Source organism: Streptomyces sp. SP18BB07, assembly GCF_036322545.1.
GTDB lineage: Bacteria > Actinomycetota > Actinomycetes > Streptomycetales > Streptomycetaceae > Streptomyces > Streptomyces deccanensis.
On the sequence record NZ_JAQYWT010000248.1, the window covers coordinates 21,439 to 48,210 of the forward strand.

Sequence of the window (26,772 nt, forward strand, 5' to 3'; positions counted from 1 at the left end):
CGGCGCGTCGGGTGAGCCGTGTGGGCTACGCACCGCGTGGCGAAAGGGGGAAGCCCGGACCTCCTGTCGGAGTGTCCGGGCTTCCGTGCGCGCGGTGCGTGCTAGGGGCGCCGCTACTGGTTCTGGTTCTCGCCGCGGTAGTACTCGAAGACCCAGCCCCACAGGCCGATCAGGATGATCGGGGTGGAGAAGTACAGCAGCCACCAGCCGAAGACGACGCCCATGAAGGCGAGCGCGCCACCCACGCCAAGGGCGAGGGGCTGCCAGCTGTGCGGGCTGAAGAAGCCCAGCTCACCGGCGTCGTCCGCGACGTCGGCCTCCTTGTCGTCCTGCGCGCCCACGTCGACCCGCCGGGCCGTGAAGGCCAGGTAGTAGCCGACCATGATGCACAGGCCGAAGGCCAGGAAGAGCGCCGTGGTGCCGGCCGGCTCCTTCGACCACACGCCGTAGACGATCGCCATGGCGAGGACGAAGACGCTCAGCCAGATGAACATCTTGCCTTGGACCTTCACTTGCCGGCCTCCTTGCCGCTGGTCGCGAGCTCGTTGGCCGCCGGGCCACCGTGCGCGAGCTGTTCGAGCGCGGCGATCTCCGGGTGGTGCAGGTCGAACGCCGGGGATTCACTGCGGATCCGCGGCAGGGTGAGGAAGTTGTGCCGCGGCGGCGGGCAGGAGGTCGCCCACTCCAGGGAGCGGCCGTAGCCCCACGGGTCGTCGACGCCGACGGGCTTGCCGTACTTGGCGGTCTTCCACACGTTGTAGAGGAACGGCAGGATCGACAGGCCGAGCACGAACGAGGCGATCGTGGAGATCGTGTTCAGCGCGGTGAACCCGTCGGCCGCGAGGTAGTCCGCGTACCGGCGCGGCATGCCCTCGGCGCCCAGCCAGTGCTGGACGAGGAAGGTGCCGTGGAAGCCGATGAACAGCGTCCAGAAGGTGATCTTGCCGAGGCGCTCGTCGAGCATCTTGCCCGTCATCTTCGGCCACCAGAAGTGGAAGCCGGAGAACATCGCGAACACCACGGTGCCGAAGACGACGTAGTGGAAGTGCGCCACCACGAAGTACGAGTCGGAGACGTGGAAGTCCATCGGGGGCGAGGCCAGGATGACGCCGGTCAGACCACCGAAGGTGAAGGTGATCAGGAAGCCGGTGGCCCAGAGCATCGGTGTCTCGAAGGACAGCGAGCCCTTCCACATCGTTCCGATCCAGTTGAAGAACTTCACGCCCGTCGGTACGGCGATGAGGAACGTCATGAAGGAGAAGAACGGCAGGAGCACGCCGCCGGTGACGTACATGTGGTGCGCCCACACCGTGACCGAGAGGCCGGCGATCGCGATGGTCGCGCCGATCAGGCCCATGTAGCCGAACATCGGCTTGCGGGAGAAGACCGGGATGACCTCGGAGATGATGCCGAAGAACGGCAGGGCGATGATGTACACCTCTGGATGGCCGAAGAACCAGAAGAGGTGTTGCCAGAGCAACGCGCCGCCGTTGGCCGCGTCGAAGACATGGGCACCGAACTTGCGGTCCGCCTCCAGGGCGAACAGCGCGGCCGCGAGGACCGGGAAGGCGAGCAGGACCAGGACACCGGTCAGCAGCACGTTCCAGGTGAAGATCGGCATGCGGAACATCGTCATGCCGGGGGCGCGCATGCAGATGATCGTGGTGATGAAGTTGACCGAGCCGAGGATCGTGCCGAAGCCGGAGAAGGCCAGACCCATGATCCACATGTCGGCGCCGATGCCCGGGCTGCGGACCGCGTCCGACAGCGGGCTGTAGGCGAACCAGCCGAAGTCGGCCGCGCCCTGCGGGGTGAGGAAGCCACCGACCGCGATGAGCGAGCCGAAGAGGTACAGCCAGTACGCGAACATGTTCAGCCGCGGGAACGCCACGTCGGGCGCGCCGATCTGCAGCGGCATGATCCAGTTGGCGAATCCGGCGAACAGCGGCGTCGCGAACATCAGCAGCATGATCGTGCCGTGCATCGTGAACGCCTGGTTGAACTGCTCGTTCGACATGATCTGCGTACCCGGGCGGGCGAGCTCGGCGCGCATGAAGAGCGCCATGACGCCGCCGATGCAGAAGAACGCGAACGACGTGACCAGGTACAGCGTGCCGATCGTCTTGTGGTCGGTGGTCGTCAGCCACTTGACGATCACCTCACCACGCCGCTGGCGCCGGACGGGCAGCTCGTCCTGGTAGTGGGACCCAGCTGCCTCGGCACCCTGAGGTTCGTTGAGGATGCTCACAGTACGTTCGACTCCCGGTTCTTCTCGTGCTGCGTCTGCTCGATACCGGCCGGGACGTAACCGGTCTGTCCCTTCTCCACGAGCGACTTGAGGTGCTCCTCGTAACGCTCCTGGGAGACGACCTTCACGTTGAAGAGCATCCGCGAGTGGTCCACGCCGCAGAGTTCGGCGCACTTGCCCAGGAAGGTGCCCTCCTGGTTGGGGGTCACCTGGAAGGCATTGGTGTGGCCCGGGATGACGTCCTGCTTCATCAGGAACGGCACCACCCAGAAGGAGTGGATGACGTCACGCGAGGTGAGGACGAAGCGGACCGTCTTGCCCTCGGGGAGCCAGAGGGTCGGGCCGGGGTTGCCGGTCTGCGGGTTCTTGTCGCCAGGGATGCCGCAGGTGTAGGCACCGCCGGCGTTCGCCGGGAAGTCCTTCTTGAACCGGTCCGGGATGGCGGCCAGGTTCTCGTCGGTCTTCGCGTCGCCCGTGGAGCCGTCGACGTTCTCGATGTAGTTGAAGCACCAGCTCCACTGGAAGCCGACCACGTTGACCGTGAGGTCGGGCTTCTTCGACGTGTCGAGCAGCTTCGACTCGTCGCGGGCGGTGAAGTAGAAGAGCACCGAGACGATGATCAGCGGGACGACCGTGTACAGCGCCTCGATGGGCATGTTGTACCGGGTCTGTGGGGGAACCTCGACCTTGGTGCGGCTGCGCCGGTGGAAAAAGGCACTCCACAGGATCAGGCCCCACACCAGCACGCCCGTGGCGAGCGCGGCCGCCCACGACCCCTGCCACAGGGAGAGGATCCGCGGAGCCTCTTCCGTGGTCGGGGTGGGCATACCCAGGCGGGGGAAGTCCTCCCATGTGCAACCGGTGGCGGTCGCCAGGACCAGGCCTGCGGTCATTGCCTGCAGCAGCTTCCGCCGCATCGGGCGCCGCGGCATGGGGGTACCGCCCACGCCCTTAAGGCGGTGGGGGAGGTCGGAGCCGTTGGGACTCACGTAGCGCCTTCCCGAGAGTCTCGCCCGCGCGGTATGGCTGCGGCCTTCTCGCTGGTCGGTCGCCGCCCTGCGTCGGGCAGGGGTTTGGATGTTTATGCGGACCAAACCCTACTGGACGCGTTTTGGGGGTGCGCGGGGAGGGGGGGCCAACTCGCCGGGGGTCACTTGTAGCGGCTACTCGGGGTGTCGGGTGCGCCTAATAGCTCGGGAGTTCTGGCGGTTTGGCGGGTGCGGGTTGTTTGTGGTTGCTCGCGCAGTTCCCCGTGCCCCTGACGGGGGGGGCTCCCCTCAGCCCCTGCTTATAGCGTGGGGTTGTGGCCTACTTCGACTCCGCTTCCTCCGCTCCCCTTCATCCCGTCGCGCGGCAGGCGCTGATGGCTTCGCTGGACGAAGGGTGGGCCGATCCCGCGCGGTTGTACCGGGAGGGGCGGCGGGCCCGGCTGTTGCTCGACGCGGCCCGGGAGGCCGCCGCCGAGGCGGTCGGGTGCCGGGTGGACGAACTGGTCTTCACCTCGTCGGGGACGCGGGCCGTGCACTCCGGGGTCGCGGGGGTGCTGGCCGGGCGGCGGCGGGTGGGGCGCCACCTGATCGTGTCGTCCGTCGAACACTCTTCGGTGCTGCACGCGGCGGAGGTGCACGAGGCCGATGGCGGGCCGGTCACCCGGGTGGCGGTGGACCGTGCGGGGTCGGTCGCCGTGTCCTCCTACGCCGAGGCGCTGCGGCCGGACACCGCGCTCGCCTGCCTCCAGTCCGCCAACCACGAGGTGGGCACCGAGCAGCCGGTGGCCGAGGTCGCCGAGGTGTGCCGGGCGGCGGGCGTACCACTGCTGGTGGACGCGGCGCAGTCGCTCGGCTGGGGGCGGGTGAACGGGGACTGGTCGGTGTTGACCGGCAGCGCCCACAAATGGGGCGGGCCGTCCGGGGTCGGACTGCTCGTCGTCCGCAAGGGGGTGCGGTTCGCGGCGCAAGGGCCCGCCGACGAGCGGGAGTCGGGGCGGGCGGCCGGCTTCGAGAACATCCCGGCGATCGTGGCGGCCGCCGCCTCGCTGCGGGCCGTACGGGCGGAGGCCGCCGAGGAAGCCGTACGGCTGCGGGAGTTGACGGAGCGGATCCGGGCGCGGGTGCCGGCGCTGGTGCCGGACGTGGAGGTGGTGGGCGACCCGGAGCGGCGGCTGCCCGGAGTGGTCACCTTCTCCTGTCTCTATGTCGACGGGGAGACCTTGCTGCACGAGCTGGACCGCGAGGGTTTCTCCGTCTCCTCCGGGTCCTCCTGTACGAGCAGCACGCTGACGCCCAGCCATGTGCTGCGGGCCATGGGGGTGCTGAGCGAGGGGAACGTCCGGGTGTCGTTGCCGCCGGGGGCGGCGGCCGAGGACGTCGAGCGGTTCCTGTCCGTGCTGCCGGGGGCGGTCGCGGCGGTACGGGAGAAGCTGGGGGCGCCGGTGACCGCCGCTGTGACGGCCGTACAACAGGACGCCCTCGTCGTGGACGCCCTCGGCAAGCGGTGCCCGATCCCTGTCATCGAGCTGGCCAAGGTGATCGGGGACGTCCCGGTCGGCGGCACCGTCCGCGTCCTCTCCGACGACGAGGCGGCCCGCCTGGACATCCCGGCGTGGTGCGAGATGCGGGGCCAGGAGTACGTGGGGGAAGAGCCGGCGGAGCGGGGTTCGGCGTATGTGGTGCGCAGGGTGAGCTAGGGGACGACGCGCCCCTGAGGTGAGGCCGAAGGCCTCTCTCAGGGGCGCGGGGAACTGCGCGACCAGCCACATCGAACCCGCATCCGACAACGCACCGAACCCGGCAGACGAGTGGTCGCGGCCCGTCAACTGCCGAGGTGCTTCTTCACTTCCGCCGCCGCCTCGTCCCCGTACGCCTTCTCGAACCGGTCCATGAAGTGCGCCCGGCGCAATGCGTACTCCTGCGTCCCCACCGTCTCGATCACGAGCGTGGCGAGCATGCAGCCGACCTGCGCCGCCCGCTCCAGCGAGACACCCCAGGCCAGCCCGGAGAGGAAGCCCGCGCGGAACGCGTCTCCGACCCCCGTGGGCTCGGCCTTGCGCTCCTCCTCGGGGCAGCCGACCTCGATGGGGTCCTCACCGGCCCGCTCGACACGGACACCGCGCGCGCCGAGCGTGGTCACCCGGTGGCCGACCTTCGCGAGGATCTCCGCGTCCGACCAGCCGGTCTTGGACTCGATGAGGCCCTTCTCGTACTCGTTGGAGAAGAGGTACGTGGCGCCGTCCAGCAGTATCCGGATCTCGTCGCCGTCCATGCGGGCGATCTGCTGGGAGAAGTCCGCCGCGAACGGGATGTTCCGGGAGCGGCACTCCTCGGTGTGGCGGAGCATCGCCTCCGGGTCGTCCGCGCCGATGAGGACGAGGTCGAGGCCGCCGACCCGGTCGGCGACGGTCTTCAGCTCGATGAGGCGGGCCTCGCTCATCGCGCCGGTGTAGAAGGAGCCGATCTGGTTGTGGTCGGCGTCCGTGGTGCACACGAAGCGGGCCGTGTGCAGCGTCTCGGAGATGCGCACGGAGGAGGTGTCCACCCCGTGCCGGTCGAGCCACGCGCGGTACTCGTCGAAGTCGGCGCCCGCCGCGCCGACCAGGATCGGCCGTGTGCCGAGCTGTCCCATGCCGAACGCGATGTTGGCGCCGACACCGCCTCGGCGTACGTCGAGCTGGTCGACGAGGAAGGAGAGGGAGACCGTGTGCAGCTGGTCCGCGACGAGTTGGTCGGCGAAGCGGCCCGGGAAGGTCATCAGATGGTCGGTGGCGATGGAGCCGGAGACTGCGATACGCACGGCGAGGACACACTCCTGCGAAGGGAGGGGGATTGACAGTTCACGCTACCGGGTCGTCCGCGTGCGCTGAAGCAGGCGAAACTACCCGATAGTAGGTCTTTCTTCGTGGGGTTTCCGGTGCGTACGGTGCCGTTATGACGAACCCCAAGATCCACGGCACCGTCCCGTTCGACCCGGACGGCGGCCTCGCGGCGCTGCGTGGCGACTGCGCCCGGATGGTTCCGCACTGGGCGGCCCCCGCGAAGGTCATTACGGCTCCGGTGTCTCCTTCGCTCATTCACGGGGTGACGGTGCCGGTGACGTCCGCGCGGCTGGTGGACGCGATGCCGGAGTACGGCGACTGAGGGAACCGTCGGCTCCTCCGCCGCGTCCCATCGCTGTCCCCCGTATAGGGGAGGCGGCGTACGACCTGCCGAAGGAGCGATGCGGTGAACTCCGAACGACCCGACACCCCCGAGAACCCGGCCGAGGGCCCGGAGCCCGACGCCACGGAGGGACTCGGGGCTGCCGGGGACGAGGCCCCCGAGGCCGAGGCGACTGGGGCGGCCGAGGGTGCCGGTAAGGCCGAGGCCGCAGGGGAGACTGAGGGCGCCGGGAAGGCCGACGCCGCAGCGGAGGCTGAGGGCGCCGAAAAGGCCGAAGAGGTGGAGAAGCCGGAGAAGGCGGAGGAACCTGCCGATGCGGCTCCGGCTCCGGCTCCGGCTGCCGATGCGGCTCCGGCTCCGGCTACCGCTTCCGATTCGGCTTCCGCTCCCTCCCCCTCCCCACAGAGCGACCCCGCCGCGCGCCCGGGGCGTTCGCAGCGTTCGCGGTCGCGGCTGGTCGTGGCGTCCGTGGTCGCCGCCGTGTTGGTGGTCGGCGGGGGCGGGGCGCTCCTCGCGTCGACCTCGTCCGGTGGGTCCGGTGGTGGGTCCGGCTCGCCCGGGGGTGACGGCACTCCCCCGCCGCTCGCGCTCGACGGGTACGCCGGTGGTGGTTCGAACGGCATCGCGCCCGGTGAACCGGACCCCAACGGGGTGACCTACCGCGCGGCCGGCGATCTGCCCGACGGGCCCGGCTCCGCCGCGGTGCACCTGGTCAAGGGCGAGGTGACGGCCGCGGAGGTCGCGCGGCTGGCGAAGGCCCTCGGGGTGGAGGGCAAACCGACGGCCGAGGGCGAGGCCTGGCGGGTGGGTGCGGCCGGGGACGGTTCGGGGCCGGTGCTGCGGGTGAACAAGCAGGCGCCCGGGACCTGGACGTTCAACCGGTACACGCCCGGCACCGACAACTGCCAGAAGGTCGACGTCTGCACGTCGGGCACCGCCGAGGGCGGGGACCCGGTGAGCGAGGCGGTCGCCAGGAAGGCGGCGGCCCCCGTCCTCAAGGCCGTCGGCCAGGACGACGCCAAGCTCGACGCCGGTCAGCTCATGGGCGCCGTACGCGTGGTGAACGCCGATCCCGAGGTGGGTGGACTGCCCACGTACGGCTGGTCGACCGGAGTCCAGGTCGGCGCCGACGGCCAGGTGGTCGGCGGCAGCGGCAACCTGAAGTCGCCGGTGAAGAGCGACACGTACCCCGTCGTCGACGCGGAACGGGCACTGGAGCTGCTGAACGGCTCGGGCCAGGGCGTCGACACCGAGCGCGGCGGCATCGGCGGCTGCACCGGTCCCGTACCGCTGGCGGGCGAGAACGGGGCGGCCGGGGAGAGCGGGACCGTCGTGGCGGACGAGACGCCGTGCGAGCGGACGACCGCGCTGCCGAAGCCGGAGCCGGTCACCGTCGAGAACGCGGTGTTCGGGCTCGCGTCGCACGCGGTGGACGGTCGCCCGGCGCTGGTGCCGTCGTGGATGTTCGAGGTGCGGCCGGCGGGGGCCGGGGACAGCTACACGGTGACGCATCCGGCGGTCGACCCCGCGTACCTGGCCGCTCCCGAGTCCCGTTCGGAGCCGACCGAGCGGCCCGGCGAGCCGGGTGACACACCGCCGACCGACTCGTCCTCGCACAAGGTGAAGGTGCAGGGCTACACCGTCGACGGCGACGAGCTGACCGTGTCCTTCTGGGGCGGCGTGTGCAGCGACTACGCGGCCTCGGTGAGCGAGGAGCCGGGCGAGGTGAAGGTCACCGTGACCGAGACCCCGAGGGAGGGCAAGGTCTGCATCATGATCGCCAAGGTGGTGGAGCGGACGGTGTCGCTGGACGAGCCGCTGGGCGACCGGAAGGTGGTCGGCTCGGACGGCGCGACGATCCCGGAGGGTGGGATCGGGGAGATGGAGCCCCGGTAGCCGCCCCGGTACGAGGACGCCAGTGGTACGACGAAGGCGGCGACCCCCTCGGAGGGGGTCGCCGCCTTCGTCGTACCACTGGCGCGCGTGGCGCCACCGCGCGGGCGGGGCTCAGCTGAAGGAGTCGCCGCAGGCGCAGGAACCCGTCGCGTTCGGGTTGTCGATGGTGAAGCCCTGCTTCTCGATGGTGTCGACGAAGTCGATGGTGGCGCCGCCGAGGTACGGAGCGCTCATGCGGTCGGTGACGACCTTCACACCGTCGAAGTCCTTCTGGACGTCGCCGTCGAGCGAGCGCTCGTCGAAGAAGAGCTGGTAGCGCAGGCCGGAGCAGCCGCCGGGCTGAACGGCGACGCGCAGCGCCAGATCGTCACGGCCTTCCTGGTCGAGCAGGGCCTTGACCTTGGCCGCGGCGGCGTCGGTCACGATGATGCCGTCGGTGACGGTGCCGGTCTCGTCCGATACGGACATCTACATCTCTCCCGGGTTGTACGGAGACTGCTTGCCGACGATTGCAACCGCCGGGGCCCCGGATTCATTCCGGGCCGCGCGGAATTTCGTGCGCGTCTCTCTTCATGCTCGCACATGGCCGGTGGAACCCGCCCCGAACTCCGCGCCGGGATTCATGTCACATCGACGCTATGGGCATCGTCAACGTGACGTGAAGCGGTTATGATAGATAACGTCAATTCGACGAAAAGGATAGCCCGAATGTCCCGCCGACCCTCCCCCGGGCGGCGAGCCGCAGAACAGAAAGGGTGCGTGTCGTGACCACCGCCCAGACCCAGGAGCTCGACGTACAGCCGACGCCCCTCGCCCTGCTGCTGCTCGGCCGCGAGGCCGACCCGAGGAGCGAGCGGGGTGTCGAGTGCCCGGGTGACCTCCCCTCCCCGTCCGACCCCGATCTCGTGGAGCGCGCCCGCGCGGCCAAGGAGAAGCTCGGGGACAAGGTCTTCGTGCTCGGCCACCACTACCAGCGCGACGAGGTCATCCAGTTCGCGGACGTCACAGGCGACTCCTTCAAGCTGGCCCGCGACGCGGCGGCCCGCCCCGAGGCCGAGTACATCGTGTTCTGCGGTGTGCACTTCATGGCCGAGTCGGCCGACATCCTCACCGGCGACGACCAGAAGGTCGTCCTGCCCGACCTGGCCGCCGGGTGCTCCATGGCCGACATGGCCACCGCCGAGCAGGTCGCCGAGTGCTGGGACGTGCTGACCGAGGCCGGCATAGCCGAGCAGGTCGTGCCCGTCTCGTACATGAACTCCTCCGCCGACATCAAGGCCTTCACCGGCAAGCACGGCGGCACGATCTGCACCTCCTCGAACGCGAAGCGGGCCCTGGACTGGGCCTTCGAGCAGGGCGAGAAGGTCCTGTTCCTGCCGGACCAGCACCTGGGGCGCAACACCGCCGTGCGGGACATGGGCATGTCGCTCGACGACTGTGTCCTCTACAACCCGCACAAGCCGAACGGCGGCCTGACCGTCGAACAGCTGCGGGCGGCGAAGATGATCCTGTGGCGGGGCCACTGCTCGGTCCACGGCCGCTTCAGCCTGCAGTCCGTGAACGACGTACGGGAGCGCATCCCCGGCGTCAACGTGCTGGTCCACCCCGAGTGCAAGCACGAGGTCGTGGCGGCGGCGGACTACGTCGGGTCGACCGAGTACATCATCAAGGCACTGGAGGCCGCGCCCGCCGGTTCGAAGTGGGCCATCGGCACCGAGCTGAACCTCGTGCGGCGACTGGCGAACCGTTTCGCTCCCGAGGGCAAGGAGATCGTGTTCCTCGACCGCACGGTCTGCTTCTGCTCGACGATGAACCGCATCGACCTGCCCCACCTGGTGTGGACCCTGGAGTCCCTCGCGGAGGGCACCCTCGTCAACCGCATCGAGGTCGACAAGGAGACCGAGGCGTTCGCGAAGCTGGCACTGGAGCGGATGCTGGCGCTGCCGTAACCCCCGTACCGCTTCGTCCCGCTCACCCCGACACGGGCTCCCGGTCGGGGTGGGCGGGGTCGAGGGAGAAGAGGGTGCCGTCGGGGGCGGCCGCGACCAACGCTCCCTCGTGGGGTGCCACCCAGGAAGCACCCTGCACGGACCAGGTCGGCGTGGTCCGCGGGAGCGTCTCCCACAGCAGGGTGCCCTTGAGCCGGTCGAGCGCCGCGACCCTGCCGGTGGCGCTGGCCAGGTAGAACGTGTCCGTCGCGGCGTCGTACCCGGGCTCGCCCGGCCGTTCCAGACTGGTCCTGCTCCGCCACAGCAACTCGCCCGTGTGCGGTGACACGGCGGTCACCTGGCCGTTGGACCGGGTGAACACCAGCACACTGCCCATCAGGGCCGCCCGGCCCCGCCCGTTCTCGCCCGGCTTCGTCGTCACCCGGGTGCCGGCCTCCGGGTCCAGGAGCAGGACCGTGTCGTACGTCGGGTCGCTGCCGCGGGTCGCGTCGGTGTACTCGGTGTTGTCCACGACCAGGACGAGGGCTCCCTGCTTCACACCGACGAGGACGCTGTCCAGCGGCACCTCGACGGTCCTGGCCGAACCGTCGGCGCGGTCCACGACCAGGACCCGGGACTCCGCGTTCGCCGCCTTGGCGTCCCGGGTCACCGGCCGGCAGTGCGCGTAGGTGCCCGCTCCGGCCGTGGTGAACACGCAGTGGTGGCCGGCGGGCATCGGCAGGGACCAGCGCTCGGCGCCCGTGCGCGGCGAACGGGCCGTGACCGTCACGCCGTCGGGTTCGGCGGTGAGGACGAGGTCGCCGGTCACGGCCGGGGCGATGTCGGTGCTGCCCACCCGACGGGTCCACAGCCGCTCACCGGTGTCCGCGTCGAGGGCGATGAGATCGACGGGGTCCACCACGGGTTCGCCGCTGAAGACGGTCTGCTGCACGAGGACGGTGCCGTCCCGGACACCGAGGACACCGGCGTAGTACCGGTCCCGCTCGGTGGTCGTCGGCGCGATGCCCGCGCGCCAGACCGTCCTGCCGGTACGGCCGTCGACGCGGACCGGGAGGACTCCCGAGCCCCCGCAGTAGACGTCCTTCCCGTGCACCTGACAGGAGGGGGCGCCGCCGTTGTGGCCGTCCTTCGCGGGCAGTGCCCGGCGTGTGCCCGCCGCCGCCGTCGCGAACAGCGTCGTCTGCCAGGGCTTCCAGCCGGTGGGCGGTGCCGTCCAGCGGGAGGTCGGGGTCGGCGCGGGGGCCGCCGTGTCGGTCGTGTCCGCGCCGCCCGGCCCCAGCAGATAGGCGGTCAGGCCGAGGACCAGCGCGCCGACGGTGCCGGTCGCTGCGAGCAGGGGCCTCAGACGGCGTCGGCGGGCGGGCCGCGGACTCGGATCCGCGTCCGGCCCCGTCCCCAGCCGGACCTCACCGCCCGGCTTCGTCCCCAGGCGGATCTCCTCGCCCGGCTCGGCGCCCAGGCGGATCTCCTCGCCCGGCCCGGTGTCCAGGTGAACCTCCGTGGCGGCGGCCGCGGCTTCCTCGCGCCGGGGCGCCGGCGGCAGGCCTCCGGGCTCCGGTTCCGGCAGGGCGGCCTCGAACTCCTGTGCCAGTTCGTCGAGTCCGGGGCGGTCGGTGGCCTCCTTGGCCAGGCAGCGCCCCAGTACGGTGCGCAGCGGCGCGTCCACCCCGTCCAGTACGGGTTCGTCGTGGATCACCCGGTAGGCCGTCAGATAGGGGCTGTCCGCGTCGAAGGGGCCACGCCCGGTGAGGGCGAACACCAGCAGGGTCCCCAGCGAGAACACGTCCGAGGCGGGGCCCGCCGTGCGGGCGTCGGTGAGCTGTTCCGGGGACATGAACGGCGGGGTGCCGATCATCTGGCCGGTCTCGGTCAGGGCGAGGTTCTCCGCCGCGCGGGAGATGCCGAAGTCGATGACGCGGGGGCCGTCGTCCGCGATCAGGACGTTGGCCGGCTTGAGGTCCCGGTGCACCACACCGGCCCGGTGGATCTCCCGCAGCGCCTCCACCAGCCCGAGGGCCAGGGGGCGCAACTCGGTGAGGAGGAGGGGGCCCTGGTCGCGGATCCGCTGGGCGAGCGAGCGGCCGGGCACGTACTGGGTCGCCATCCAGGGGCGCTCCGCCTCCGGGTCGGCGTCCACCACCGCCGCGGTGAAGGCGCCGCTGACCTTGCGGACGGCGTCGATCTCCTGGCGGAACCGGCTGCGGAACACGGCGTCCTGGGCGTACTGGGCGTGCACCACCTTCACGGCGACCTCGCGGCCGGAGCGGGATCTCGCCCGGTAGACGACGCCCATGCCGCCGTTGCCGAGCCGGTCGACCACCTTGTACCCGCCGACCGATCTCGGGTCGTCGCTGCGCAGCGGCACGCCCTGGTCCCTCCCCCCGACAAGCAGCCCGACAAGCAGTTCGAGGCACAGGATACGTAAGGCGACGCAGGGCGGCCGGGTCGCGGAACCTCTCGGTTCCGCGACCCGGCCGCCCTGGACCTTCTGTGGTGTCAGACCCCGGCGGGCTCCGGCTCCTCCGACTGCTCGGTGGGGGCGGGTGCCGCGCCGTCGCGCTTCAGGGCCTTCTTCTTCGCCCGGCGCTCCTTGCGGATCTCGATCATCGTGTAGAGGGTCGGGACCAGCAGGAGCGTCAGCAGCGTCGACGTGATCAGGCCGCCGATGACGACCACGGCCAGCGGCTGGGCGATGAAGCCGCCCTCGCCGGTGATGCCGAGGGCCATGGGCAGCAGCGCGAAGATCGTCGCCAGTGCCGTCATCAGGATCGGGCGGAGCCGGTGCCGGCCACCCTCGATGACCGCCTCGACGGTGCCGTAGCCCTGGCGGCGGTACTGGTTGATCAGGTCGATCAGCACGATCGCGTTGGTCACCACGATGCCGATCAGCATCAGCATGCCGATCATCGCGGGGACACCCATGGGCGTACCGGTGATGATCAGCAGACCGATCGCGCCGGTGGCCGCGAACGGGATGGAGACCAGCAGGATCAGCGGCTGGACCAGGGACCGGAAGGTCGCGACCAGCAACATGAAGACGATCGCGATCGCCGCGAGCATCGCGAGGCCGAGGGAGGCGAAGGCCTCGTCCTGGTCCTCGGAGACACCGCCGATGGAGGCGGTGGCGCCCTCGGGAAGCTTCAGGGCGTCCAGCTTGGCGGTGAGGTCGGTGCTGACCGCGCCGGTGTTGTCGCCCTTGGGCTTCGCCGTGATCGTCGCGGCCCGCTGGCCGTCGATCCGGGTCATGGAGACCGGGCCGTCCACCAGCTCGACGTCCGCGATGTCGCCCAGCTTCACCGCGCCCAGCGGCAGTTTCCGCAGTTCCTCGATGGTCTCGGCGGGCTTCGCCGACTTGATGACGACGTCCCGCTCGGTGTCGTCGAGGATCGCCCGTCCGCTGGTCGTACCGCGCACGGCCTGGGTGACGGCCGCGCCGAGGGTCTGGTCGTCGAAGCCGGCCGCGGCCGCCTTGTCGGTGGCCCGCACCGAGATGCGGGGCACGCTCTGGGAGAGGTCGCTGGTGACGTCGGTGACGTTGTCCATCGTGGAGACCGCGTCACGGACCTGCTCGGCGGCCTTGCGCAGAACGTCGGCGTCGGCGGCCTTCACGACCACGCTGAGGTCCTGGCTGCCGAAGGCGTCGCCGACCGCGACCGTCGTCGTACCGATCCCGGAGAGCCCGGTGAGGCCCTTCTCGATCGTCTCCTGCACACCGGCGGCGTCGGCCGAGTCGTCCAGCATCACGCTGTACGAGGCCTGGTTGGTGTCGGTGCCCCCGCCGAACGCGGCCATGAAACCGGAGGAGCCGACAGTGACCTGGTAGTCCTTGACGCCCTTCGTGCCGGCGAGCAGCTTCTCGACCTTCTTCGTCTGCTCGTCGGTCGCCGCGAGGCTGGTGCCGGGCTTCAACTCCTGCTTGAGGCTGAGGACTTCCTGGTCGCCGGGGTCGAAGAAGTTGGTCTTCAGCAGCGGAGCCATGCCGAACGTGCCGATCAGAACGACGGCGGCGATGGCCAGGCTGGTCAGCCGGCGGCGGGTGGCGAAGCGCAGGACCGGGACGTAGAAGCGCTGGAGACGGCTCTTCGCCTCCTTCTCCTCGGCCTTGCGGCGCGCCTCGTCGGCGTCCTCGGGGGTGCCCTTCGGGGCGCGCAGGAACCAGTACGACAGCACCGGGACCACGGTCAGCGAGACCAGGAGGGAGGCCAGCAGGGCCGCCGTCACGGTCAGCGAGAAGCTGCCGAACAGCTCGCCGACCATGCCGCCGGTGAGGCCGATCGGGAGGAACACGGCGACCGTCGTCAGGGTGGAGGAGGTGACCGCGCCGGCGACCTCGCGGACCGCCTTGAGGATGGCCTCCTCGCGCTCCTCGCCGTAGCCGAGGTGGCGCTTGATGTTCTCCAGCACCACGATCGAGTCGTCGACGACCCGGCCGATGGCGATGGTCAGCGCGCCGAGGGTGAGCATGTTGAGGGAGAGGTCACGGGTCCACAGCACGATCAGCGCCAGGACCACCGACAGCGGGATGGAGACCGCGGTGACGAGGGTGGAGCGGATCGACGCCAGGAAGACCAGGATGACCAGGACCGCGAAGACCAGGCCGAGGGCGCCCTCGGTGGTCAGCCCGTCGATGGACTTGGCGACCGCCGGGCCCTGGTCGCTGACCACGGTGACGGTGGCGCCGGCGCCCAGGTCGCGGCGCATGTCCGCGAGCTTGTCCTCGACGGCGTCGGAGATGGCGACCGCGCTGCCGTTGCGGTCCATGGTGACCATGACCGCGAGGCTCGGCTCGCCATTGGTGCGGGTGATGGAGTCGGCCTTGGCCTGCTCCTCCTCGACGGCGGCGACATCGGCGAGCCGTACGGGCTTCTTGGCGCCCTCGCCGCGCACCATCAGGTTCTCGATCTGCTCCAGCGAGGTGTAGCCGCCGCCGACCTGGACGGTGCGGTTGGCGCCGTCCTCGTCGAAGGAGCCCGCGGGGACGGTGACGCCGCCGGCCTGGAGCGCCTGCGAGAGGGCCATCGTGGTCAGGCCCGCCTTCGCGAGCTTCGCGTCGTCGGGGGTGACGGTGACCTGGAGGTCCCGAACGCCGTCGACGGTGACCTGGCCGACGCCGTCGATGCCCTCCAGTGTGGGCACGACGGTCCGGTCGAGCTGGTCCGCGAGGGCCTGCTGGTCCCGGTCCGCGGAGACGGCGAGGACGACGGTCGGCATGTCGTCCGTCGAGCCGGCGATCACCTGCGGGTCCACGTCGTCCGGCAGCTGCGCCCGGACCCGGTTGACGGCCTGCTGGACGTCGGCGACGAGCTGGTCGGTGCCGGGGCCGTAGTCGAAGGACGCCATGATCAGGGCGTTGCCCTCGCTGGCGGTGGAGGTGACGCCCGTGATGCCGTCGACGCCTTCGAGGCTGTCCTCGATGGGCTCGACGACCTGCTTCTCGACCACGTCCGGGGACGCGCCCTGGTAGGGGGCGAGCACGGACACCATGGGCAGTTCGATGGTGGGCAGCAGCTGCTGTTTGAGCTGGGGTATCGCGATCGCCCCGAAGACGAGCGCGATGATCGACATCAGACCGACAAGGGCCCGTTGTGCGAGGCTGAACCGGGACAGCCAGGACATGGGTCAGGGTCTCTCTTCTGTGGCGTGAGCGGGTGACGAACGCCCATGCCACATGGGGCCGCCGCTGTCGGCGTGGATCCCCCATGTCGCCCGTGTGAAGCGGATGTGAGCGCTCACCTCATACCCTGGGCCATCAGGGGCCCCTGTTCCCTCGCTCCCCAGGGCCATTTCCTTATGCCGCGCATACTCCGAGTGGAGTAGTCCCCGACGGCTCTCAGTCCACCCTCGGTCGTACCAGGCCCGACTCGTACGCGAAGACGACCAGCTGGGCCCGGTCGCGGGCGCCGAGCTTCGCCATGGCCCGGTTGACGTGGGTCTTCACGGTCAGCGGGCTCACCTCCAGCCGCTCGGCGATCTCGTCGTTGGAGAGCCCGCCGGCGACCTGGACGAGCACCTCCCGCTCGCGACCGGTCAGGGTGGCGAGCCGCTCCGAGCGGGCGGCGGCTCCGCCCTCGCCGTCGGCCGAGCCGTCCGGCTGGGCGAGGAAGCGGGCGATCAGGCCCTTGGTGGCGGTGGGCGACAGCAGTGCCTCCCCGCCTGCGGCGACCCGGATCGCGTTCAGCAGTTCGTCCGGCTCGGAGCCCTTGCCGAGGAAGCCGGAGGCACCGGCCCGCAGCGACTGCACGACGTAGTCGTCGACCTCGAAGGTGGTGAGGATGACGACGCGGACCTGGGCCAGCGTCGGGTCGGCGCTGATCATGCGGGTGGCGGCCAGTCCGTCCGTGCCGGGCATCCGGATGTCCATCAGCACGACGTCCGCCCGCTCCTCCTTCGCGAGCCGCACCGCCTCCGCCCCGTCCGAGGCCTCCCCCACCACCTCCATGTCCGCCTCCGAGTCGACGAGCACCCGGAACGCGCTGCGCAGCAGCGCCTGGTCGTCGGCGAGCAGGACACGGATCGTCATACGGGCTCCCCCGGGGCACTGGTCATGGTCGTACGGCCGCCGCGGCGACCGTGCGGCTCACGGTCGTACGGTTTCCGCGGCGTCGGTTCGGGTCTTGAGCGGCAGGATCGCATGGACCCGGAAGCCGCCGCCGTAGCGGGGGCCGGTGGTGAGGGTGCCGCCGAGCGCGGCGACGCGTTCGCGCATACCGAGGAGACCGTGCCCGCCGCCCGCCTCGTTCTCGTCGTGCGTCGCCGGCTGTCCGGTGCCGTTGTCGAGGACGGTGATCTCCACGTTCGGGCCGACGCGTACGACGCTGACCTCGGCCTTCGCCGCCTCGCCCGCGTGCTTGTGCACATTGGTGAGGGCTTCCTGGATGACGCGGTACGCGACGAGGTCGACGGCGGCGGGGAGGCTCACGCCCTCGTCGGCGCGGACCACCTCGACGGCGAGGCCCGCGCTGTGGAAGGTGCCGACGAGTTCGTCGAGCCGGACCAGGCCCGGGGCCGGTTCGGTGGGCGCCTCGGGGTCGCCGGACTGGCGCAGCAGACCGACCGTGGCGCGGAGTTCGCCCAGCGCGGAGCGGCTGGCCTCGCGGACGTGGGCGAGGGCCTCCTTGGCCTGGTCGGGCCGCTTGTCCATGACGTGCGCGGCGACCCCGGCCTGCACATTGACGAGGGCGATGTGGTGGGCGACGACGTCGTGCAGGTCACGGGCGATGCGCAGGCGTTCCTCGGCGACCCGGCGGCGGGCCTCCTCCTCACGCGTCCGCTCGGCCCGTTCGGCGCGCTCCCTGATGGCGTGCACGAAGGCGCGGCGGCTGCGGACCGCGTCCCCCGCCGTGGCAGCCATGCCGGTCCAGGCGAAGATGCCGATGTTCTCCTGGGCGTACCAGGGGAGCGGACCGGCGAGCATGGCCGTGCCCGTCAGCACGGTCATCGTGAGCAGGCCGACACGCCAGGTGGTGGGGCGGTCGGTGGTGGACGCGACGGTGTAGAGGGCGATGACGGCGGACATCGCGACGGGCGCGCGCGGGTCGCCGGTGACCAGTTCGGCGACGGTGAGGGCGCAGGTCGCGGCCAGCACGGCCATGGGGGCACGGCGGCGGGCGACGAGGACGGCGGCGGCCGGCACCATCAGCGCGATGCTGAGGGCGCCGGGGGTGCGGGCGCCCCATTTGTCACCGTGGTCGGCGTGGGGATCGACGAAGGAACCGGCGACCATCGCGAGGAGGACGCCGGCGGCGAGGGCGGCGTCCAGCGCGAGGGGGTGCGCGGTCAGCCAGGTCCTGGCCCTCTGGAAGGTGCTCACGATGGTCTACCGGGTGAGGGGTCGTCGGTCGGGTGCGGGCCGGTGGGGGCTGGTCGCGCAGTTCCCCGCGCCCCTGAGAAGCAGGGGCTGCGCCCCGTGCTTCTCGCCCCCAACACGCATGGTCACCCCGGGATCAGGCCGTCGTCACTCAGCATCTGTTTGACCTCCTGCAGTGTCGCGTCCGGCGACGGGAGGATGAGTTCGGAGGGTTCCAGGGAGTCGTCGGGCAGGGGGGTGCCCAGTTCGCGGACCTTGTCCAGGAGGGCGTGGAGGGTGTGGCGGAAGCCAGGGCCGTCGCCGACCTCCATTTCCGCCAGGAGGACGTCGTCCAGCTTGTTCAGTTCGGCGAAGTGGACGTCGTCCAGCCTCACCTGCCCCTCCCCCATGATCCGTACGATCATGTCGCCCTCCTCGGGGACGAGAGACGCCTCTCGGCTACTTGTCGAAGCGCGGGGTGTCCTGGCGCTGGGACTGCTGCTGCGGCGCCGACTGGCCGGTGCCGCCCTCGATGGCCTGCTGCTGCGCGGACGGGCCGCCCGCCAGCTCCGCCTTCATGCGCTGGAGCTCCAGCTCGACGTCCGTACCGCCGGAGAGGCGGTCAAGCTCGGCCTGGATGTCGTCCTTGTGCATCCCGGACGGGTCGTCGAGGGCACCGGAGGCGAGCAACTCGTCGATGGCGCCGGCGCGGGCCTGGAGCTGGGCGGTCTTGTCCTCGGCGCGCTGGATGGCGAGACCGACGTCGCCCATCTCCTCGGAGATGCCGGAGAACGCCTCGCCGATCCTGGTCTGGGCCTGGGCGGCGGTGTACGTGGCCTTGATCGTCTCCTTCTTCGTACGGAAGGCGTCGACCTTGGCCTGCAGGCGCTGCGCGGCGAGGGTGAGCTTCTCCTCCTCGCCCTGGAGGGTGGAGTGCTGCGTCTCCAGGTCCGTCACCTGCTGCTGGAGCGCGGCACGGCGCGAGAGGGCCTCGCGGGCCAGGTCCTCGCGGCCGAGCGCGAGCGCCTTGCGGCCCTGGTCCTCCAGCTTCGAGGACTGGGACTGGAGCTGGTTGAGCTGAAGCTCCAGGCGCTTGCGGGACGTGGCGACGTCGGCCACACCCCGTCGCACCTTCTGGAGCAGCTCCAGCTGCTTCTGATACGAGTAATCGAGGGTTTCGCGAGGGTCCTCGGCCCGGTCAAGGGCCTTGTTCGCCTTCGCGCGGAAGATCATCCCCATACGCTTCATGACACCGCTCATGGGCTTCGCGCGCCCCCTTCTGACGGACTCCAGCTCACAGGTCTGCAACAGAACCCACAGTACGGGCCCTGCATCCATTACCGCACTGTTCGGGGACGGATGCGGTCATCCCCAAGGACGACTGTGTACGGCGCCGCTCCGGCGTAGGGAGTAGGTGTCTCCCGGGGTTATGTACGGGCCGCTCCCCGGAATACCTCAGCACCGCTACGGTCGAGACGTCACCGCGCCCCCCTTTCCCATGTCGCCCCAGCTCTGTCTCCAGTACGGACGCCGGGTGTTGCCGGATCGTTCCCCACTTGGCTGGGGTCCATGCCCCGGCACCCCGTACCCTTGGGTTTTGTGTTCCGTAGCCGCGCCAAGAACGAGAAGGAATCGGCCGCCGACAAGGCGCCGGTGACCGACTCCCAGCAGACCCGTCACCCGCAGGCCCCCAAGGGTCGCCCCACTCCGAAGCGGAGTGTGGCCCAGGGGCAGCGCCGAAGCGTCGCCAATACGCCGACGACGCGCAAGGAGGCCGCCAAGCGCTCCCGCGACGAGCGCCGTTCCGCGATGGAGAAGCAGCGCCAGGCGCTGGCCACCGGTGACGAGCGGTATCTGCCGGCGCGGGACAAGGGTCCGGTCCGCAGGTTCGCCCGTGACTACGTGGACTCGCGCTTCCACATCGCGGAGTTCTTCCTGCCGCTGGCCGTGATCATCCTCGTGCTGAGCATGGTGCAGGTGGCCTCCCTGCAGAACGTCGCGCTCCTGCTGTGGCTCTTCGTGATCGTATTGATCGTGGTCGACTCGATCAGCCTCGGGTTCCGTCTGAAGAAGCAGCTGAACGAGCGCTTCCCTGACGCGAACAAGAAGGGCGCCGTGGCCTACGCCCTGATGCGCACGCTCCAGATGCGTCGCCTCCGGCTGCCGAAGCCGCAGGTCAAGCGCGGAGAGCGGCCCTGAGCACGACCCCTTTCTCCGAAGGTGCCGCGCAGGCATGGCTGGACCGACTGGGCACCCTGCGTGAGGTCGTACGACAGGAGCTGGTCTCCCGCCAGGTCGACGAGCAGATAGCCGGGCGCTTCCCCGTGGGGCAGCGGCTCCGGGTGCTCGACGTGGGCATGGGGCAGGGCACGCAGGCGCTGCGGCTGGCCCGGGCCGGGCACGCGGTGACCGGGATCGAGCGCGAGTCGAAGCTGATCGCCGTGGCCCGGGAGGCAGTCGCCGCCGAGCCCGAGGGCATTCGCGGGCGGATGCGGATCGTCGAGGGCGACGGCCGGGACACCGGGGTGCACTTCCTGCCGGGAAGTTTCGACGTGGTGCTCTGTCATGGGGTCCTGATGTACGTCGAGGAGCCCGACGCCCTGCTGGCCGGGCTGGCGCGGATGCTGGCGCCGGGCGGGTTGTTGTCCCTGCTCGTGCGCAACGGTGACGCGCTCGCGATGCGGGCGGGGCTCGCCGGGGACTGGGCCGGGGCGCTGGCCGCGTTCGACACCACCGCGTACCGGAATCGGCTCGGGTTGGATGTGCGGGCGGATCGGCTGGACGTCCTGACGGATGCGCTGGCGGGGATCGGGGCGCCGTTGCACGCGTGGTACGGGGTGCGGGTGTTCACGGATCTGGCGGCGGATGACGCGGGGGTGCCGGAGGGGGTGGGGGATCTTGATGTGTTGCTCGCGGCGGAGGAGCGGGCTGGGCGGACGGATCCCTATCGGCAGGTGGCGGCGTTGTTGCACCTGTGTGGTGTGCGCGGCTGAGTCTTTCTCGCCCCCGCCGCCCCTACCCGTCCCATCCTGAAGGGGCTGCGCCCCTTCGACCCCCAGACGTCCGTCCGGTGGGGGCTGGTCGCGCAGTTACCCCCGCCCCACAAAAAGCAGGGGCTGCGCCCCGTGCTTTTTGCTTTTAGGGGCGCGGGGAACTGCGCGAGAAGCCCCACCGGACCCGCACCCGCCGACGAACCCCGAACCCCCGAGCTCTTCCGCGGGGTCGGGGCGGAGTCCCGAGTAGAGGCCCCGCCCCGTCGCGGAGCGCTACGCGTCCTGCGCGTGCAGGCTCATCGGGCCGTAGATCTCCGTCGCGTCCTCGAAGAGGCGAACCTGATCGGCGCCGCCCTCGAGAAGCGCTTTCCAGTGTTCGCCGATCCACGACTCGGCATCCCCCTGGGTCGTGAACTCCTCGGGCTGGACCGCGGGCTGGACCTCCGTCCCGTCGGCCTTCTCGAAACGCCACGTCCATGCCGCCATGTGAGCCTCCGTAAGTACCGGCCCGGCACCGCACACGGCACCGAGCAAGATCCGGTTCCCCCTGAGCCTAGTCGGACGCGCAAGATCTGCGGGTGTTCATCCGGACGCGGGAAAATGGTCGCTGTGGAACTGACATTGCTCGGCACCGGCGCCCCCGCGGGACTCCCCCGCCCCGACTGTCCGTGCGCGGTGTGCGCGACCGCGCTCGGTGAGGCCGCGCGCGGGGCGACCGCGCTGCTCGTGGACGGCGCACTGCTGCTCGACCTCACTCCGGGCGCCGCCTTCGCCGCCGCGCGCGCCGGGCGCACGCTCACCGGGGTGCGGCAGGTGATGCTGTCGCACCCGCACGACGGACCCGCCGTGGAGGTGCCGACGGGGCTGCCGCAGCCGGCGCGGGTGCCGGACGGGCGGGAGCTGTCGCTGCTGACCGGGCACCGGGTGCGGGCGCAGGCCCTGGACGCGCCCGGCACCGGGTACGCGGTGACCGGTCCGGGCGGCCGGCGGTTGCTGTACCTGCCGCCGGGGGGCGCGCCCGCCGGTCTGGAGGAGCGGTCGGAGCCGTACGACATGGTCCTCCTCGATGTGCTGGGGCGGCCCGACGCGCTGGCGCGGCTGCGCGCGGCGGGGGCCGTCGGCCCGACGACCGATGTCCTGGCGGTGCACATCGACCACGACGTGCCGCCGGACGGCGAGTTGCCGCGGCGGCTCGCGGCGGCGGGCGCGCGCACCGTGCCGGACGGGACGACGCTGGCGGTCGGCGCCTACGAGGACGTACCCGATGTGCCGCGCCGCACGCTGGTGCTCGGCGGGGCGCGGTCCGGGAAGTCGGTGGAGGCCGAGCGGCGGCTGGAGGCGTTCCCGGACGTCCTGTACGTGGCGACCGGCGGGCTGCGGGGCGGCGACGGGGAGTGGGCCGAGCGGGTCGCCGCCCACCGTGAGCGGCGGCCCGGGTCGTGGCGCACCGTCGAGACCTGCGACCTCGTCCCGCTGCTGAAGGAGGACGACGGGGCACCGCTCCTCATCGACTGTCTCTCGCTGTGGCTGACGGACGCCATGGACGCGGTGGGGGCGTGGGACGACGCGGAGTGGGCCGGGGGCGGGGAGCGCGCGCTCCGGGCGCGGGTCACCGAACTCACCGACGCCGTACGGCACACGCGCCGCACCCTGGTCGCCGTCTCCAACGAGGTCGGCTCCGGCATCGTCCCCGCCACCGCGTCCGGGCGCCGCTACCGCGATGAACTCGGGCGCCTGAACGCGGCCTTCGCGAACGAGTGCGAGCACGTGCTGTTGGTGGTGGCGGGGCAGGCCCTGGCGCTACGGGGTTGAGGGGTCGGCCGGCTCGGCCCGTTCGGCCCGTTCCGCCTTCGGCGCTCGGGGTGTCGCGGGGGCGGTCGGTGGCGTGGTGCGGCGCGCGAGGATGCGGTGCGCGCGGGGCGGGAGAGGGGTGCACGGGCGGGCCGTGAGGATCTCGAAGCCCAGCGAGCGCAGTTCGGCGAGCAGGTTGCGCAGGGGCACGAGGTGCAGGGGGCGGGGGCGGTCGTGCGGCTTCCACAGACGTCGGTTCCTGCCGGGCAGCGCGCCGAACGGGCGTGCCGGGTCCGGGACTTCGAGGAGGAGATGGCCGCCGGGGCGCAGCACCGCGCGGACGGCACGCAGTTCCTCGCGCGGGTCGGCGGTGTGTTCGAGGTGGTGGAGCATGCTCACCACGTCGTAGCGGGCGCGCAGCCGCGCGGTGATCCCGGGGTCGGTGAGCAGGCCCCGGTACGCCTCCTCCACGCGCCCGGCCTCCCAGGCCCGGTCGACGCGCGGGGTCGGGTCGAGGCCGTCGAAGGAGGTGTACGGGTGGATCGCGCGCGCGGCCTCCGGGAAGTGGCCGTGTCCGGTGCCGACGTCGAGCCAGCTCTCCGGTTCGGGGTACGGCAGCAGCGCTCGGGCGGCGCCTCGCAGATGCCGACGGCGCCGTCTCCCGACGGGGTCCGCGCCGAGGTCGTCCTCGACGGCGTGCCGGTGGTACCGGAGGAGCAGCCCGTCCGCCGTGGGCCGGGGGTTCTGGAAGGCGTGCGCGCAGTCCCGGCATTCGTCCACCACGAACGTGCCCGGCATGCGCCGCCGCCCCTCCGGCGCGCGCACCCGCGTACGCAACTGCCGCGAGCCGCACCACGGACAGTCGTCCCGGCGCGGTTCGTGGAAGGGGTCGACTCCCGGCGCGAGTGGGCCGGGCTCCGGCCGCGGGGTGGGGGACATGGCGGCTCCTGGGGGCGACGTAGGGACATTCGCCCCAAAAAGGTACGTACGTGAGCCTGGTCCTCGGTGCAATGACGTGCCGGTGGCGCGGTGGGACGTACGTGCGTCGCGGGGTCATGGTGTGGCGCGGTCGTGTTCGATCCCTGCCGGTACTGTTCGGCGAATGAGCTCGCTTAATCTCGACGACTTCACCGATCTGATCGAGCGCCCCGACGGCGGGGTGCGCCGCGACGCCGAGGCGCGGCGGGAGAGGCAGATCGTGCCGCCCGGGGCGCTGGGCCGCCTCGACGAACTGGGTGAGTGGCTGGCGGCGGCGCAGTCGGCCGTGCCGGTGCGGCCGATCGAACGGCCCCGGGCGCTGCTGTTCGCTGGTGACCACGGGATCGCCGAACTCGGTGTCTCCGCACGGGCCGCGGGCACCGCGGACCAGCTGGTGCGGGGCGTTCTGGACGGCAGCAGCCCGGTGGCGGTGCTGGCCCGGCAGCTCGGTGTCCCCGTCCGCGTGGTGGACCTCGCGCTCGACTGCGACCCGGAGGCGTTGCCCGCCGAGGTCGTACGGCATCGGGTGCGGCGCGGGTCGGGCCGTATCGACGTCGAGGACGCGTTGACGGCGGAGGAGGCGGAGGAGGCGTTCCGGGTGGGCGTCGCCCTCGCGGACGAGGAGGCGGACTCCGGGACCGACCTCGTCGTCCTCGGTGATGTGAGTGTCGGGGGGACCACCGCGGCGGCGGTGCTGGTCGCCGCCCTGTGCGGGACCGACGCGTCCGTGGTGACCGGGCGGGGCGGGCGGGCGATCGACGACCTGGCGTGGATGCGCAAGTGCGCGGCCGTACGGGACTCCCTGCGGCGGGCCCGGCCGGTGCTCGGGGACCAGTTGCAGTTGCTGGCGACCGTGGGTGGGGCGGACCTCGCCGCCATGACCGGGTTCCTGCTGCAGAGCGCGGTGCGGAAGACGCCGGTGATCCTGGACGGTGTGGTGTCGGCGGCGTGTGCGCTGGTCGCCCAGCGGGTCGCGTTCCGGGCGCCGGACTGGTGGCTGGCCGGGCAGGGCAGCGGGGAGCCGGCGCAGGCCAAGGCGCTGGACCGGATGGCGATCGAGCCGCTGCTCGACCATGGGGTGAAGGTGGGCGAAGGGGCGGGCGCGCTGCTGGCGCTGCCGCTGGTGCGGGCCGCGGCGGCGTTGGCGGCGGAGCTCCCCGAGGGGGAAGGCGCGGGGGAAACGGCGCAGTCGGGCGCCGAGGAGAAGAACCTCGGGGAGGAGTACGACGCGACCTAGGTTCGGGGGCCGGAAGGTGCGTTGTCGGGTGCCGGTGGGTGGGGGTTGCTCGCGCAGTTCCCCGCGCCCCTGAAAAGCAGGGGCTGCGCCCCGTGCTTCTCGTCGCCCCCACCCACCCTCACCCGACGCCGAACCCGGAGTAATCGGGATCACTCGGGCGGCGCTCAACTTCTTTACTGCTCGGGCGGTCTTCGGACGTGGCGGTGGCCTCACCGCGCGTACCGGAGTCGCACGGAGCACGGCGTGGGGATGAACCAGACGCAGACGGGCCGGGCCCTCGGATGGGCCCGCGCCGAGTGGGGGCTGCTGTACGCCACCGTGCGCCCACCCCTCGTCCGCCGTCGGCTGAGGGCGGTGCCGATGACCGTCGCCGCCGTCTGCCTCGCGGCCGTCGTCCACGTCGTGCACCACCAGTCCTGGGGCTACCGGTTCGTCGAGCACGCCGGTGCCGTACGGGCGGAGGACCCGCTCTGGACGGCGTTGGCGCGCACGCCGCTCTCCCTCTTCGTGCCGGCTCTGGACCTGCCGGTGTGGGGCGCGCTGGCGCAGATCCTGATCGTGTTCGGCGTCGCGGAGATCTGCCTGGGCCGGCGGCGGACCCTGGCGATCGCGTACCTGGCCACGCTGACCGGCACGCTGTACGCGCGCGTGGGTGTCGCTCTCGGCCCGGACGTCCCCCTCCTGGGGCTGCCCGCGTCGGACGCGCGGGTCGTGGACACCGGACCGTCGGCGGCTGTGGTCGGGCTCGCCGTGTACGTCGGATGGCGGTTCCGGGCCTACGTCACGGCGGGCGCGGTGGTCGTGGCGATGGTCGTCGAGGTGCTGGTGAAGGAGAACCTCGCGGGCAAGGAGCATCTGGCGGCCATCACGGCGGTGCTGGTGGTGTGCGCGGCGACGGCCGTACGTCAGTGGCGCTCCGGGGTCGCGTCCGGGGTCGGGTCGGGCGTGCCGCCGATCCAGTCCTGGAGGCGTCGGCTGGGGCCCGCCCAGCGGCGGTCGTGGCGGTAGGAACGCTTCCAGGCCCGGGCGCGGGCGCGCGGTCTGCGGCGGTAGAAGCGGCGCGCCCAGGCGGAGGTGGGCCGGGCCAGCCGGATGGCGCCCACGACGGCGACGACCGGGATGATCACGCCGAAGATCGCGGTGCGGGCCTTGCCCTTGGCGAGGGCGACCAGGGCGATGAGGAAGTTCGTCCCCATGGTGGCCAGGACAGCTCCCCTGTCCTGGAGTTCCTCCTCGTCGAGGTCGTTGACGCCGAAGGGCAGGAAGCCGACCAGCATCAGCCCCACCAGGGCGGCCGTCAGCACGACCATCTCGACGCTCTTGCGGCCGGCCTCGCTCCAGTACACGTCATCGAGGTGCAGGATCAGCGCGAACTCGTCCAGCACCAGACCCGCGCCCATGCCGAACAGCACGGCGGAGATCAGCGCGCCGAAGCCGTGCCCGTCACTGGCCACGGCGCCGAAGCCCCCAGCGACGGTGAGCACGACACCAGGGACGACGTGGTGGATGTGGACGCCGCCGCTGCCGCTGATGTTGCGGAACGGACCCTTGCCCGCGCGGATGAGACGGGTGACGACGCGGGTGATCAGGAACGTAAGGACGAACGCGGCGAGGGCGAGCAGCAGCGGCAGTTTGCCCGGCTCGATGACGTTCCGCTCCCACCAGTGACCCATATGCGAACTTTATCCATGACTGCTCCCGGCCGCCGCCGAGCCGGTCCGCCCCGGCGGATAGCCTGCG

General features: G+C 71.3%; 23 protein-coding genes. 9 read left to right on the top strand and 14 right to left on the bottom strand.

Translation table 11 applies throughout. The features are described 5' to 3' along the window. Nucleotides 1–113: 113 nt before the first annotated feature. The 3 genes from PUR53_RS09500 to ctaC are packed head-to-tail and all read right to left on the bottom strand — an operon-like array spanning nt 114 to nt 3,237. Complete coding sequence (locus PUR53_RS09500; RefSeq protein WP_033528182.1) at nt 114–512, bottom strand: cytochrome c oxidase subunit 4; 399 nt, start codon at nt 510–512, stop codon at nt 114–116. Further along, nucleotides 509–2,248 (bottom strand): aa3-type cytochrome oxidase subunit I, encoded by a 1,740-nt coding sequence (gene ctaD / locus PUR53_RS09505; protein WP_329901252.1) that lies wholly within the window; start codon nt 2,246–2,248, stop codon nt 509–511. The genes PUR53_RS09500 and ctaD overlap by 4 nt, the downstream gene beginning before the upstream one ends. Further along, complete coding sequence (ctaC, locus tag PUR53_RS09510) at nt 2,245–3,237, bottom strand: aa3-type cytochrome oxidase subunit II (protein ID WP_443078303.1); 993 nt, start codon at nt 3,235–3,237, stop codon at nt 2,245–2,247. The genes ctaD and ctaC overlap by 4 nt, the downstream gene beginning before the upstream one ends. Nucleotides 3,238–3,551: 314 nt before the next feature. Between ctaC and PUR53_RS09515 the strand changes: the two genes are divergently transcribed. Continuing rightward, a complete protein-coding gene (locus PUR53_RS09515; RefSeq protein ID WP_329901250.1) occupies nt 3,552–4,934 on the top strand; it encodes a cysteine desulfurase/sulfurtransferase TusA family protein in 1,383 nt (460 codons plus the stop codon). A gap of 125 nt (nt 4,935–5,059) precedes the next feature. Here PUR53_RS09515 and PUR53_RS09520 read toward each other — a convergent pair whose 3' ends face one another. Then, on the bottom strand, nt 5,060–6,037 hold the full coding sequence (locus PUR53_RS09520) for a carbohydrate kinase family protein (protein ID WP_329901249.1): 978 nt from the start codon (nt 6,035–6,037) through the stop codon (nt 5,060–5,062). Nucleotides 6,038–6,171: 134 nt separating this feature from the next. On the opposite strand from PUR53_RS09520, the gene PUR53_RS09525 reads away from it, so the two are divergent. Beyond that, entirely contained in the window at nt 6,172–6,381 is a 210-nt protein-coding gene (locus PUR53_RS09525; RefSeq protein ID WP_329901248.1) for a hypothetical protein, read from the top strand. A gap of 84 nt (nt 6,382–6,465) precedes the next feature. Next, a complete protein-coding gene (locus tag PUR53_RS09530; RefSeq protein ID WP_329907988.1) occupies nt 6,466–8,298 on the top strand; it encodes a hypothetical protein in 1,833 nt (610 codons plus the stop codon). Nucleotides 8,299–8,409: 111 nt separating this feature from the next. Here the strand turns inward: PUR53_RS09530 and PUR53_RS09535 are convergent, their stop codons facing one another. After that, nucleotides 8,410–8,766 carry a HesB/IscA family protein gene (locus PUR53_RS09535; protein ID WP_319236288.1) on the bottom strand — a complete coding sequence of 119 codons (357 nt, stop codon included), beginning with the start codon at nt 8,764–8,766 and terminating at the stop codon, nt 8,410–8,412. Nucleotides 8,767–9,062: 296 nt separating this feature from the next. Between PUR53_RS09535 and nadA the strand changes: the two genes are divergently transcribed. Beyond that, on the top strand, nt 9,063–10,247 hold the full coding sequence (nadA, locus tag PUR53_RS09540; protein WP_239753544.1) for a quinolinate synthase NadA: 1,185 nt from the start codon (nt 9,063–9,065) through the stop codon (nt 10,245–10,247). Nucleotides 10,248–10,269: 22 nt separating this feature from the next. On the opposite strand, the gene PUR53_RS09545 is transcribed toward nadA, so the two are convergent. The 6 genes from PUR53_RS09545 to PUR53_RS09570 all read right to left on the bottom strand — a co-directional run bounded on the left by PUR53_RS09545 (nt 10,270) and on the right by PUR53_RS09570 (nt 19,293). Further along, nucleotides 10,270–12,612, bottom strand: coding sequence for a serine/threonine-protein kinase (locus PUR53_RS09545; protein ID WP_329907989.1), 2,343 nt, complete (start codon nt 12,610–12,612; stop codon nt 10,270–10,272). A 131-nt stretch (nt 12,613–12,743) separates the two neighbouring features. Further along, complete coding sequence (locus PUR53_RS09550; protein ID WP_329907990.1) at nt 12,744–15,863, bottom strand: efflux RND transporter permease subunit; 3,120 nt, start codon at nt 15,861–15,863, stop codon at nt 12,744–12,746. A 214-nt stretch (nt 15,864–16,077) separates the two neighbouring features. After that, complete coding sequence (locus tag PUR53_RS09555; RefSeq protein ID WP_329901243.1) at nt 16,078–16,767, bottom strand: response regulator transcription factor; 690 nt, start codon at nt 16,765–16,767, stop codon at nt 16,078–16,080. A 57-nt stretch (nt 16,768–16,824) separates the two neighbouring features. Further along, nucleotides 16,825–18,057, bottom strand: coding sequence for a sensor histidine kinase (locus PUR53_RS09560; protein ID WP_329907991.1), 1,233 nt, complete (start codon nt 18,055–18,057; stop codon nt 16,825–16,827). A 122-nt stretch (nt 18,058–18,179) separates the two neighbouring features. Further along, nucleotides 18,180–18,458, bottom strand: coding sequence for a PspA-associated protein PspAA (gene pspAA / locus PUR53_RS09565; RefSeq protein WP_329901241.1), 279 nt, complete (start codon nt 18,456–18,458; stop codon nt 18,180–18,182). A gap of 34 nt (nt 18,459–18,492) precedes the next feature. Then, nucleotides 18,493–19,293, bottom strand: a complete 801-nt coding sequence (locus PUR53_RS09570) for a PspA/IM30 family protein (RefSeq protein WP_060884980.1) — start codon at nt 19,291–19,293, stop codon at nt 18,493–18,495. A 309-nt stretch (nt 19,294–19,602) separates the two neighbouring features. On the opposite strand from PUR53_RS09570, the gene PUR53_RS09575 reads away from it, so the two are divergent. Together PUR53_RS09575 and PUR53_RS09580 are read left to right on the top strand one after the other, a co-directional pair. Further along, on the top strand, nt 19,603–20,232 hold the full coding sequence (locus PUR53_RS09575; protein ID WP_179202528.1) for a DUF3043 domain-containing protein: 630 nt from the start codon (nt 19,603–19,605) through the stop codon (nt 20,230–20,232). A 158-nt stretch (nt 20,233–20,390) separates the two neighbouring features. Continuing rightward, nucleotides 20,391–21,026, top strand: a complete 636-nt coding sequence (locus PUR53_RS09580) for a class I SAM-dependent methyltransferase (RefSeq protein WP_443078305.1) — start codon at nt 20,391–20,393, stop codon at nt 21,024–21,026. 273 nt (nt 21,027–21,299) lie between these two features. On the opposite strand, the gene PUR53_RS09585 is transcribed toward PUR53_RS09580, so the two are convergent. Beyond that, complete coding sequence (locus tag PUR53_RS09585; protein ID WP_319248135.1) at nt 21,300–21,512, bottom strand: hypothetical protein; 213 nt, start codon at nt 21,510–21,512, stop codon at nt 21,300–21,302. A 123-nt stretch (nt 21,513–21,635) separates the two neighbouring features. On the opposite strand from PUR53_RS09585, the gene PUR53_RS09590 reads away from it, so the two are divergent. Then, nucleotides 21,636–22,838 (top strand): bifunctional adenosylcobinamide kinase/adenosylcobinamide-phosphate guanylyltransferase, encoded by a 1,203-nt coding sequence (locus PUR53_RS09590; protein ID WP_329901240.1) that lies wholly within the window; start codon nt 21,636–21,638, stop codon nt 22,836–22,838. Here the strand turns inward: PUR53_RS09590 and PUR53_RS09595 are convergent. Further along, nucleotides 22,827–23,756: a class I SAM-dependent methyltransferase gene (locus PUR53_RS09595; RefSeq protein ID WP_329907992.1), complete on the bottom strand. Its 930-nt coding sequence runs from the start codon at nt 23,754–23,756 to the stop codon at nt 22,827–22,829. The genes PUR53_RS09590 and PUR53_RS09595 overlap by 12 nt on opposite strands. Nucleotides 23,757–23,919: 163 nt before the next feature. Between PUR53_RS09595 and cobT the strand changes: the two genes are divergently transcribed. Continuing rightward, the gene (cobT, locus tag PUR53_RS09600; RefSeq protein WP_329901238.1) at nt 23,920–25,032 is read left to right on the top strand and encodes a nicotinate-nucleotide--dimethylbenzimidazole phosphoribosyltransferase; all 1,113 of its coding nucleotides are present in this window, start codon (nt 23,920–23,922) and stop codon (nt 25,030–25,032) included. Nucleotides 25,033–25,281: 249 nt separating this feature from the next. Beyond that, complete coding sequence (locus tag PUR53_RS09605) at nt 25,282–26,040, top strand: hypothetical protein (RefSeq protein ID WP_329901236.1); 759 nt, start codon at nt 25,282–25,284, stop codon at nt 26,038–26,040. Here PUR53_RS09605 and PUR53_RS09610 read toward each other — a convergent pair. After that, nucleotides 25,938–26,705: a hypothetical protein gene (locus PUR53_RS09610; RefSeq protein ID WP_329901235.1), complete on the bottom strand. Its 768-nt coding sequence runs from the start codon at nt 26,703–26,705 to the stop codon at nt 25,938–25,940. The two genes, PUR53_RS09605 and PUR53_RS09610, sit on opposite strands and share 103 nt — an antisense overlap. Nucleotides 26,706–26,772: the final 67 nt, after the last annotated feature.